Genomic DNA, 9802 nt, shown 5'->3' on the forward strand with positions numbered 1-9802 from the left:
TCGCCCGAAGGCGGCCTTGCTCGCGGGCACGTCGAAAGGCGCGAAATCTTAGGGTCCTGCTATCCCGACAAATCCCTTGATCGCGCTGCGGGATGAGCCGAGCCACCGCGTGTCAAAGGTCAGCATCGCGGCGATATAGGCGCCTGCCGAATGACCGCTCAGCACGATACGCTCTGGCGCGCCGCCATAGCTGCGACCATGGGCGATGACCCAGCGCACCGCGTCGGCGCCATCGGTCAAGAAATCGGGATAGACGTTATCGGGACCGATCCGATAGTCGGGGATGACGACCAGAAAGCCTTGGGCAGCCAGCGCGCGCCCGACGAAGCTGTAGCCGGTCCGCGTACCGCTGTCCCACGAACCACCGTAGAAGAAGACCACAATCGGAAGCTTCGCGCCGGGCTGTCGATTGCGTGGGGCATAGATGTCCAATGTCCGTCGCGATCCTTCGCCGTAGGCGACGCCGCTCGCGATCCTCACGCCGCCACGATCCTTGGGGACTAGGAGGTCGAAACTCTGGAGGGGTGCGCTGGCGGCCGCGACGACACTTGCCAGCACGCCGATAGCTATTGCGGATGTCAGTCGGCGCTTGCCCATGCGCGGTTCCTATCATGGCGCGATGCGATGGCCAGCAGGCGATTTCCAAGGAGAGATAGTATGTCGGTCGAATGCGGCGTTTCGTAATCCTGGACGTTGTCGGTCGCGGTAACGATCGCTTCGTCGTAAGCTGTCCTTCCGAAGCGAGAGGCGAGCCCAATGGTACGAACGGAGGATGGCGAGGCCCGTGCGGCGCTAGAGCGGCTGAACGCCGCGCTTCGCCTGACCGCATCGGGCGACCGCATGGCCTTGAGACGGGTCTATGACCTGACATCGATGAAGCTGTTCGGCATTTGCCTGCGTATCTCTGGTGACAGGGAGGCGGCAGAGGATATTTTGCAGGATGTCTATGTGAAGATATGGCGGCGGGCGTCAGCGTTCGATGAACGCCGCGCGAGCCCGATCAGCTGGCTCGCCATGATCGCGCGCAACGCCGCGATCGACTGGCGCCGCGCGGAACAGCGGCATGTCGCCGACGGCGAGGAGCAGCTGGAGACTATCGTGGACGAGGCCCCTCTGGCCGACAATGTGATGCAACAGGACGAGGCGCGGCGACGGCTGCTCGCATGCCTTGATGGATTAGACGAGAAGCAGTCCGATGCAATCCGCCGCACCTTTCTGGGCGGCCTTAGCTATTCCGAACTCGCTGCGCAATTGGGCGCGCCGCTCGGGACAGTGAAAAGCTGGATCCGGCGGGGCATGCAAGGCTTGAAGGAGTGCCTTGGCGATGGTTGACGATCCGACGCCGCCCGACCGGCAGGGGCTGGCCGCTGAACTGGCGCTGGGTCTTCTCGAGGGCCAAGACCGTGCCGAGGCGTTGCGGATGTGCCTTTCCGACCCGGCTTTCGCGGCGGAGGTCGACGCATGGGGCCATCGGCTCTCGCCCTTGCTCGACATGACGCGGGCCGAGGCACCGTCCGAGCGTGTATGGGTCACAATCGAGGCGCGCACGGCGGATTTGGGATCGCTCAGGCGCAAACTGCGGCTGTGGCGCGGCGGCGCGATCTTCGCGGGCGCCATCGCGGCGTGTCTGGCTTTGGTCTTGATCCTGCCTGTGTCCAAATCCGTGATCGACCCCGTGGGCGTCTCGCAATTGGCGGACGCCCAGCGCGCGACGCTGATGGCGGTCAGCTACGATCCACGAACCGGCCTGCTCCGACTGAGCGCCAGCGGTTTGGGCGAGGAAGGCAAGAGTCCCGAGCTCTGGGTCATCCCCGAGGATGGCGTGCCGCGCTCGCTCGGGCTGATCGGCGCCCAGGGTGGCGCCTTGCCCGTCGATCCGGACCTGCGGGCCTTTCTGCGGGACGGTGTGACGCTCGCCATCACGATGGAAGATCCCGAGACCGCGCCGCACCGGGCGCCGAGTGCGGCGCCGGTCCTGACCGGCAAAATATCGATCATCTGACCGCGCTGCATCCGACGGGCGGATGGCTCCGTATCTTTGATGCACCCCGTGTTAAGGGCGTGCCAGAAAGAAGGATGCCCCCTATGAAAGCCCACAGTCGCAAGATTGCCTTCGCCCTCGCCGGCGCACTTTTCCTGGTCGGCCCGGTCGCGGTTCAGGCCAAGAACCCGATGGTCGGCGGCGCGGCCATGTATCCGACCAAGACCATCGTCGAGAATGCGATGCAATCGAAGGATCACACGACGCTGGTCGCTGCCGTGAAGGCCGCCGGCCTCGTCGACACGTTGTCCGGCCCCGGACCCTTTACCGTGTTTGCGCCCACCAACGCGGCTTTCGCCAAGCTTCCGACCGGCACGGTCGATATGCTCGTCAAGCCGGAGAACAAGGAGAAGCTGACCGGTATCCTGACCTATCACGTCGTGCCCGGCCGCATGACCGCAATGGACATCGCCGCAAATGCCAAGGCGCATGGCGGCAAGGCGATGCTCACCACGGTCCAGGGCGAGCAGTTGACGCTTTGGAAAGACAAGATGGGTGCTTGGTGGATCTCCGATGTCCATGGCGGCAAGGCGAAGATCACCATCGCCAACGTCATGCAGTCCAACGGCGTCATCCATGTCATCGACACGGTGCTGATGCCCTGAACCCTGCGCTTCCCGGGGCGGTAGACGGACGGCCCCGGGAGCAAGCCGCGCGAAGCCTTTGCGGCAAAGGATGGGAAACATGAACTACGTCACCATCGGCAACGAGCTTCGCCGGCTCTTCAGCCGCTACGAAGCGGGCAATATCACCACCGCCGTCTTTGAGCGTCGAAAGCGCGAACTGCTCGACTATTCGAAATGTCACCTGCTGCGTCGGGCTCCTCGACGGCTGCGAGGCTGATCAACGCGTTATACGGAGGCTTCCACCCATCGCATTCACGTCCGAAGCGGACGCTGGCAGTAGTCATCATGCTTTGGGCGTCAAATGTGTTATCGCGACTGATACTGGCGCCGCTGGACGAAGTGATGCGGAACGGTTGTTGCGGGTGGCGGGATCGAAAAATCGCTTAGGCTGTCGCTACTATAAGCCTCTCGCGGCGGCACGCATAGCCCATTATTCGCTACCTGTTCGCGCTGCCCTGCCACGATAACGATGACGAACATTGCCCACAGCAGGATAGCGGACCGGCAGCATTTGAGGAATCAAAATTGGTGGCTGAATGGCGACAAAGGGTCGGCTCTCCTGTGGAGCGTTGTTCCTTTGGCCATCGCGGGCATAGGAGATGTGTCATGGGATTATCAGAGTTTGATCCCGCCGCTCGCGAGCGAGTATCGTGGAACGCCGGGCGGCAGGTTGGTGCAAAGCGAGCGCTCAAACCCCGTCAGATATGGGCGATCCGCTTCTTTCTCGACCAGCATGGGCGGGTCCGCGACCGGGCCCTCTTCGACCTAGCCATCGATAGTAAGCTGCGCGGGTGTGATCTGGTCAAGATGAGGATCAGCGATATCGTTTGCGATCGAAAAATTCGGACTAGAGCCACGGTTGTACAGCAGAAGACCGGCCGGCCGGTCCAGTTCGAACTGATGGATGATGCTCGCGCCAGTCTTTTGAAATGGCTCGAACTGCGGTGCGGGTCCTTGGACGATTTTGCATTCCCGAGCCGCACGGATCACTCGGCCCACATAAGCACAAGGCAATATGCCCGCCTTGTCGATGAGTGGGTCACGGGAATTGGCTTGCCCAGCGAGGATTATGGTACCCACTCTCTGAGGCGGACCAAGGCATCGATCATCTACAAGGCGACGGGGAATCTCCGTGCGGTCCAGATTTTGCTTGGGCACACGAAGATCGAAAGCACGGTCAGATACCTAGGGGTTGACGTGGAAGACGCCTTAACTCTCGCAGAAGGTACAGAAATTTAAGCGCGCCTGGCTCTTCGCTGCGGCGAGGAGCCAGGATTTTGACCACTAAGCTGATCGGAGGCGTCAACGCGCGCTGTTGATGGCCTGCGAAGAATTGTCTGCATTGACCTTATCGGCACCCGTCTGATCGGCCTTGAAATAGCCGCCAGCTACTACGAGAAACAGAAGCGCGACAACCAGTATCAGGCTGACAATGAGAATTGACCGGGTAACGGTCGTGCGCGACCCAGCGCGCGCCTCGACCTTCGACACGTGCGTTACCGTTTCTCCATCTTCCTGCTTCTTTTCCATTGCGCCTCTCCTTATGGCCCTTATTGGTGGTTATCGGCGGCTGGGAGCTACCCGCCAGATCGTGTTGGAAAGGTCATCCGCGACGATCAGCGCGCCATGGACAGGATCATAGGTGACGCCGACCGGACGGCCGCGAGCATGGTCGTCCTTGATGAAGCCGGTCAGGAAATCCTGCGGCTTGCCCGATGGACGGCCATTGGCGAATGGCACCCAGACAACCTTGTAGCCGGACAGATCCTGCCGGTTCCAGCTCCCATGCTCGCCCACGAATGCGCCTTCGGTGAAGCTGCCGCCAAAGCCGCCGTCGGTCGTGAAACTGATGCCCAGCGCTGCGACATGCGATCCCAGCGCATAGTCAGGGCGGATCGCCCGGCGAACCATGTCGGGTTTCTGCGGGTGGACGCGCGGATCCACATTTTGCCCCCAATAGCTGTAGGGCCAGCCATAGAAAGCACCGGGACGAACCGCTGTCATATAATCAGGCACCAGTTGCGGGCCAAGTTCGTCCCGTTCATTCACTACCGACCAGAGCCGCCGGGTCCGGGGTTCAACGGTGAGGGCAGTCGGGTTGCGGATGCCGGACGCGTAGACACGGTGCATGCCACTTTGCCGGTCAATTTCCCAGATGACGGCGCGGTCCTGCTCGATTCCCATGCCGCGTTCGCCCACATTGCTGTTGGAGCCGATGCCGACATAGAGTTTCGATCCGTCTGGTCCAGCGGCCAGTGCCTTGGTCCAGTGGTGATTGATGTGGGCGGGAAGCTTCGTCACCTCCACGCCTTGCATGGTGATGCGGGTCATGCCGTCGCGATAGGGGAAGCGCAAAAGAGCGTCCTGCGCCGCGACATAAATCTGCCCGTCGACATAGGCGAGGCCATAAGGCGCGTTAAGGCCGGTAATGAAGCTGGTGCGCAGTTCAGCGTGGCCATCATTGTCGGCGTCGCGCAGCAGCGTAATGCGGTTGCCTCCCCTGACCGGGGATTTGCCCATCGCCTTGATATAATTGGCGATCACATCCTTGGGGCGCAGCGCGGGAGCGCCGCCGCCAGCCCCTTCGGTGACCAATATATCGCCGTTGGGCAGCACCAGGGTCTGCCGCGGAATGGCCAGGCCCGTGGCGAGCGCCTTGACGGTAAAGCCAGCCGGCGCGGTCGGTTTTTCGTTGCCCCATCCGACCGGCGTGGCAATCTTCATCGGCGGCAGCAATGTCGGCCGCTGGTCGGGGAGGTCAGGGTGAGGGCCGGTCTGGTCGAGCCCCAGTTGGCTGCGGCCACATGCGGCGAGCGCAAGCAGGCCGGTACAGAGGAGAAGCGTACGCATCGTCATCGCCGATCCTCCCGATAGCCTGCATGCGCAACCCAGCCGGCGGTAAAGGCAAAGGCACTGCTCAGGATGGACAGGATCAGGCCGGTCGTACCGACCGAACTCCAGCCGTCGCGACTATGCTGGAAAGCATTGATAAGGCCGCACATCCACATCAGCGCCAGCAGAAGCAGATATATCGCTGAGCGCGATTTCATAGCGCCGTTGGCGCGGACCAAGCCGATGAACGCCCAGAGCAGCACGATACCGCCGCCGAGCAAAGCACCGGTAATCAGCCAGGCCGAAAAATTGGTCCACTGAACTTCGGCGCTGTTCAGATAGGTGATGTCGGACAGCAATGCGGCCGGAAACAGGGCGACTGGCCATGCGAGCAGCAGGCCGTGCAAGGGGTGCAGCAAAGGCCGGACGCGCGGCGGGGCGCTGGGCAAAAGGGGCCTCCTGATCGAATGAATGACAGGGAGGCAATGCCCGGCGCGCGCTTTGGTTGCCACGCTACAGCAATTGAGACGCTTGTTACGAAGCAGAAATCATTGAACCGGAAGGCGGTTGGCGTGTTCGACCCAGTGACGTGGCACATTTGATGCGGCGTGAAAGGGGTGAACCAGGCGCGATGCGCAATCCATGGCTCTGGACGATGGTTTTGTCTGGCCTTACAGCCTGCAATGCGGAGCAGTCGACCCTGCATGTCTTCGGAGCGGAAGCGCGCGAAGTGCGGCAGATGGCATTGGTCCTGACTATTGGCGCTGTCGTGATCGTGGCGGCCATGATCGCACTCTACCTGCGCGCGCTGCGGGCGCCCGAAGGCAAGCTCACCCATCATGATGGCATGCGGATGGTCCTCTGGCTGGGCGCGATCGGCCCAACCCTGATCCTCGCGGCATTGCTGATCTATGCGCTGCCCGCCATGCGCCCGCGCACCAGCGGCCCCGGCGATCTGGTTGTGCGGGTGGATGGCGAGCAATTCTGGTGGCGGGTCGCCTATCGACCATCGGGCGGCGTGGCGATGCTGCTGTCCGCCAATGAAATTCGCATCCCGGTCGGGCGGACAGTCGCGTTCGAACTGACCGCGCAGGATGTGATCCACAGTTTCTGGATTCCCGGCCTTGCCGGCAAGATGGACATGATACCAGGGCGCACCAACCGGCTGGTGGTTAAGGCGGAAAAGGTAGGGCGCTATCGCGGCGTATGCGCGGAATTTTGCGGGCTGTCCCATGCGTTGATGGCCTTCGACGTCATTGCGATGGATGGGCCGGATTTCGATGCCTGGCTGAACCGAAGCAGAAGCCCGAGCCAAGGCGCAACAGCGTCTCAGGGAGCCGCATTGTTCGATGCGCATGGTTGTGGTGCCTGCCACGCCATCCGGGGGACGGCGCATGATGCGACGATCGGTCCTGACCTCAGCCGATTTGGAGAGAGGCGGACGCTGGGCGCGGGCATCCTGCCACCTACATCCGCGAACATCGCCGCCTTCATCCGTTCGCCGCAAGGCGCGAAGCCCGGTGCCCGCATGCCGGCCTACCCGCAAATCAGCGCCGCCGACGCGCAGGCGATCGCCCTCTATCTCAAGGGACTGCAATGAGCCTGCACGATCAGGACGACCCGGTGCTAAGGGCCGCGCAGGAGGAAAGGCTGCGCGCTGTCTGGATGCCGCCCAAAGGGCTGTTCCTTCGCTGGACCGACTGCAACAATAACCGTGTGGGCGTGTGGTATGTGCTGACTGCATTTGCTTTCATGCTGTTTGCGGGCGCGCTGGCGCTCATCATGCGTACCCAGCTTGCCGTGCCGGACAATGATCTGGTCGGCGCGAACACCTTCAATCAGCTTTTCACGCTGCACGGCTCGATGATGATGTTCCTCTTCGCCGTGCCGATGTTCGAAGCGGTGTCGATCATCCTGCTGCCCCAGTTGCTGGGCGCGCGCGACCTGCCATTTCCGCGCCTTTCCGCCTTCGGCTACTGGTCCTTCCTGATCGGTGGGATATTCGTCGGCGGATCGATATTCTTCAACGCCGCGCCGGACGGCGGCTGGTTCATGTATCCGCCGCTCACGACCCGCACCGATCTGTCGGGCCTTGGCGCGGACATATGGATGCTGGGGCTTTCCTTCATCGAGGTGTCCTCGGTCGCGGCGGCGGTGGAGCTTATCGTCGGCGTGCTCAAATGCCGCCCGCCGGGAATGCGCCTCAACCTCATGCCGCTCTACGCCTGGTATATCCTCGTCGTGGCGGTGATGATCCTCTTCGCCTTTCCGCCGTTGATCGCGGGCGACATTCTCTTCGAGATGGAAAGGCTGCTCGACTGGCCGTTCTTCGATGCGAGCCGGGGCGGCGACCCGCTGCTGTGGCAGCATCTCTTCTGGATATTCGGTCACCCCGAAGTCTACATCATCTTCCTGCCGTCGATCGCGCTGTTCGCGATGCTGGTGCCGACCTTCGCCAACCGACATCTGCTGGGCTATCCCTGGATCGTCCTGGCGGCCGTGGGCACCGCCTTCCTGTCCTTCGGCCTGTGGGTCCACCACATGTTCACGACAGGACTGCCCAAGATCAGCCTGGCCTTCTTTTCCGCCGCGTCGGAAGCCGTGGCGATCCCCACCGGCGTCCAGATTTTCGTGTTCATCGCCACGCTGTGGGCCGGACGCGTCACCTGGTCGACGCCCTTGCTCTACGCGACCGGCAGTCTCGCGATCTTCGTGATCGGCGGGCTGACCGGCGTGATGGTGGCCGTGGCGCCGTTCGACTGGCAGGCCCATGATACCTATTTCATCGTCGCCCACCTCCATTATGTGCTGATCGGCGGGACGCTGATGCCGCTTTTCGCGGGCCTCTATTATTATTGGCCGCTGGTGACGGGGAAGAAGCTGTCCGACCGGCTCGGCCGCATCGCCTTCTGGATGCTGTTCGTCGGCGCGAACATCACCTTCTTTCCGATGCATTTTTCCGGCCTGATGGGTATGCCGCGCCGCGTCTTCACCTATCCCGCCGAACTGGGGCTTGGTGGCCTCAACATGGCTTCCACCGTCGGGGCATGGTTGTTCGCGGCTGGTGTCGCAGTGATCTGCATCGATCTCTGCCTGTCGCCCCGGCGGGCCAGGGCGGTGCGCAATCCATGGAATGCCGGGACGCTGGAATGGCTAGCGCATCCTGAAGACGAGGATTGGGGCATCAGGTCCGTGCCGCTGATCGAGAGCCGCTATCCGATCTGGGACCAGCCCGATTTCGTGAAGAAGGTGGATGAAGGCCGCTTCTTCCTGCCCGATGCGGAGGAGGGCAGGCGCGAGACGATCGTGACCACCGTTCTGGACGCCCGGCCCCTGGCGGTAATCCGGCTTGGCACGCCCAACTTCAAGCCGATGCTGACGGCAATCGCGCTGGGGGGCGTGTTCATCCTGACCACCTATCATCTCTATTGGGCTGCACTTGTTTGCGGCGTCGCCACGCTTGGCTGCATCCTTTGGTGGTTGTGGACCGGAACAGCGGAAATTCCCGAAAAGCCGTGCAAGCCAATCGGGCATGGTATCGACCTGCCGCTCTATCTGTCCGGCCCATCGGCGCCCGGCTGGTGGGCGATGTTCATCACGATGATGGCCGATGCGACCGCCTTTTCCGGCCTTGTCTTCGGCTATTTCTTCTTCTGGACGCGCCATACGGATTTTCCTCCCGCAGATATGGTGGACGCGCCGGGCATGATGTGGCCGATGATCGCACTGACGATCGGCGTTCTCGGCTGGCTGGCGACGATCGTTGCGCGGGAGGTGCATGCGCGCGGTGGCGTGGCGATTGCACGCGTTCTGCTGTGCATTGGCATCCTGCTGAGCATCGCCGGGGTCGGCACCGGACTGGCGGGACCGTGGACCAGCGGCCTCGACCCGCAGGTACACAGCTATCCCGCGATCGTATGGACGCTGGCGATCTGGACCAGTGCCCATGCGGGGGTGGCGGCTATCATGCAAGGCTATACACTGGCGCGCAGCCTGGCGGGCAGGATGGACCCGCAGCATGACGCTGACCTGCGCAACATCACCGTCTACATGCACTTCTACGCCCTGACCGCCATCGTCACCTATGCCACCATCGGCCTGTTTCCGGAGGTGGCATGACCGAGCGTGGCAAATGGCATGAGCGGCTGAAGGTTACGCTCTGGACGCTGATCGTTCCGCCCACCATCTGGGCCGGACATTTCCTGATGGCCTATCTGTGGGCGGCGATTTCCTGCGCAAAGGCGGGCGCGTTCGCAACCTTCCCGACATTGTTCGTCATCGGCACGGTGGTCGCGCTGGCCCT

The 9802-nt window shown here is 62.4% G+C and carries 11 protein-coding genes and 1 pseudogene; 8 read left to right on the forward strand and 4 right to left on the reverse strand.

The window, feature by feature from the left end; translation table 11 throughout:
- Positions 1–48: 48 nt before the first annotated feature.
- Entirely contained in the window at positions 49–597 is a 549-nt protein-coding gene (locus ACOJSJ_RS02825) for an alpha/beta hydrolase (RefSeq protein WP_420143472.1), read from the reverse strand.
- 243 nt (positions 598–840) lie between these two features.
- Between ACOJSJ_RS02825 and ACOJSJ_RS02830 the strand changes: the two genes are divergently transcribed.
- From ACOJSJ_RS02830 to ACOJSJ_RS02850, 5 genes are all read left to right on the forward strand, one after another.
- Positions 841–1332, forward strand: a complete 492-nt coding sequence (locus tag ACOJSJ_RS02830; RefSeq protein WP_420143482.1) for a sigma-70 family RNA polymerase sigma factor — start codon at positions 841–843, stop codon at positions 1330–1332.
- Positions 1325–2002 (forward strand): anti-sigma factor, encoded by a 678-nt coding sequence (locus tag ACOJSJ_RS02835; protein WP_420143473.1) that lies wholly within the window; start codon positions 1325–1327, stop codon positions 2000–2002. Before ACOJSJ_RS02830 ends, ACOJSJ_RS02835 begins: the two co-directional genes overlap by 8 nt.
- Positions 2003–2085: 83 nt before the next feature.
- Positions 2086–2646, forward strand: a complete 561-nt coding sequence (locus tag ACOJSJ_RS02840) for a fasciclin domain-containing protein (RefSeq protein ID WP_420143474.1) — start codon at positions 2086–2088, stop codon at positions 2644–2646.
- 79 nt (positions 2647–2725) lie between these two features.
- Positions 2726–2884, forward strand: coding sequence for an SHOCT domain-containing protein (locus ACOJSJ_RS02845; RefSeq protein ID WP_420143475.1), 159 nt, complete (start codon positions 2726–2728; stop codon positions 2882–2884).
- Positions 2885–3273: 389 nt separating this feature from the next.
- Entirely contained in the window at positions 3274–3906 is a 633-nt protein-coding gene (locus ACOJSJ_RS02850; protein ID WP_420143476.1) for a tyrosine-type recombinase/integrase, read from the forward strand.
- Between the two features lie 63 nt (positions 3907–3969).
- Here ACOJSJ_RS02850 and ACOJSJ_RS02855 read toward each other — a convergent pair whose 3' ends face one another.
- The 3 genes from ACOJSJ_RS02855 to ACOJSJ_RS02865 are packed head-to-tail and all read right to left on the reverse strand — an operon-like array spanning position 3970 to position 5948.
- Complete coding sequence (locus tag ACOJSJ_RS02855) at positions 3970–4197, reverse strand: hypothetical protein (protein WP_420143477.1); 228 nt, start codon at positions 4195–4197, stop codon at positions 3970–3972.
- Between the two features lie 30 nt (positions 4198–4227).
- The gene (locus ACOJSJ_RS02860; protein ID WP_420143478.1) at positions 4228–5523 is read right to left on the reverse strand and encodes a PQQ-dependent sugar dehydrogenase; all 1296 of its coding nucleotides are present in this window, start codon (positions 5521–5523) and stop codon (positions 4228–4230) included.
- On the reverse strand, positions 5520–5948 hold the full coding sequence (locus ACOJSJ_RS02865; protein ID WP_420143479.1) for a DUF2231 domain-containing protein: 429 nt from the start codon (positions 5946–5948) through the stop codon (positions 5520–5522). The genes ACOJSJ_RS02860 and ACOJSJ_RS02865 overlap by 4 nt, the downstream gene beginning before the upstream one ends.
- Positions 5949–6130: 182 nt before the next feature.
- Here ACOJSJ_RS02865 and coxB point away from each other — a divergent pair, with 182 nt between their 5' ends.
- From coxB to ACOJSJ_RS02880, 3 genes and pseudogenes are all read left to right on the forward strand, one after another.
- Positions 6131–7099: a cytochrome c oxidase subunit II gene (gene coxB / locus ACOJSJ_RS02870; protein WP_420143480.1), complete on the forward strand. Its 969-nt coding sequence runs from the start codon at positions 6131–6133 to the stop codon at positions 7097–7099.
- Entirely contained in the window at positions 7096–9618 is a 2523-nt protein-coding gene (ctaD, locus tag ACOJSJ_RS02875) for a cytochrome c oxidase subunit I (RefSeq protein WP_420143481.1), read from the forward strand. The genes coxB and ctaD overlap by 4 nt, the downstream gene beginning before the upstream one ends.
- Positions 9615–9802 (forward strand): annotated as a pseudogene (locus ACOJSJ_RS02880) (hypothetical protein); the annotation flags it as partial. The gene ctaD and the pseudogene ACOJSJ_RS02880, both read left to right, overlap by 4 nt.

It is taken from the genome of Sphingobium sp. (genome assembly GCF_048594625.1).
In the GTDB taxonomy this organism is placed as follows: Bacteria; Pseudomonadota; Alphaproteobacteria; order Sphingomonadales; family Sphingomonadaceae; genus Sphingobium.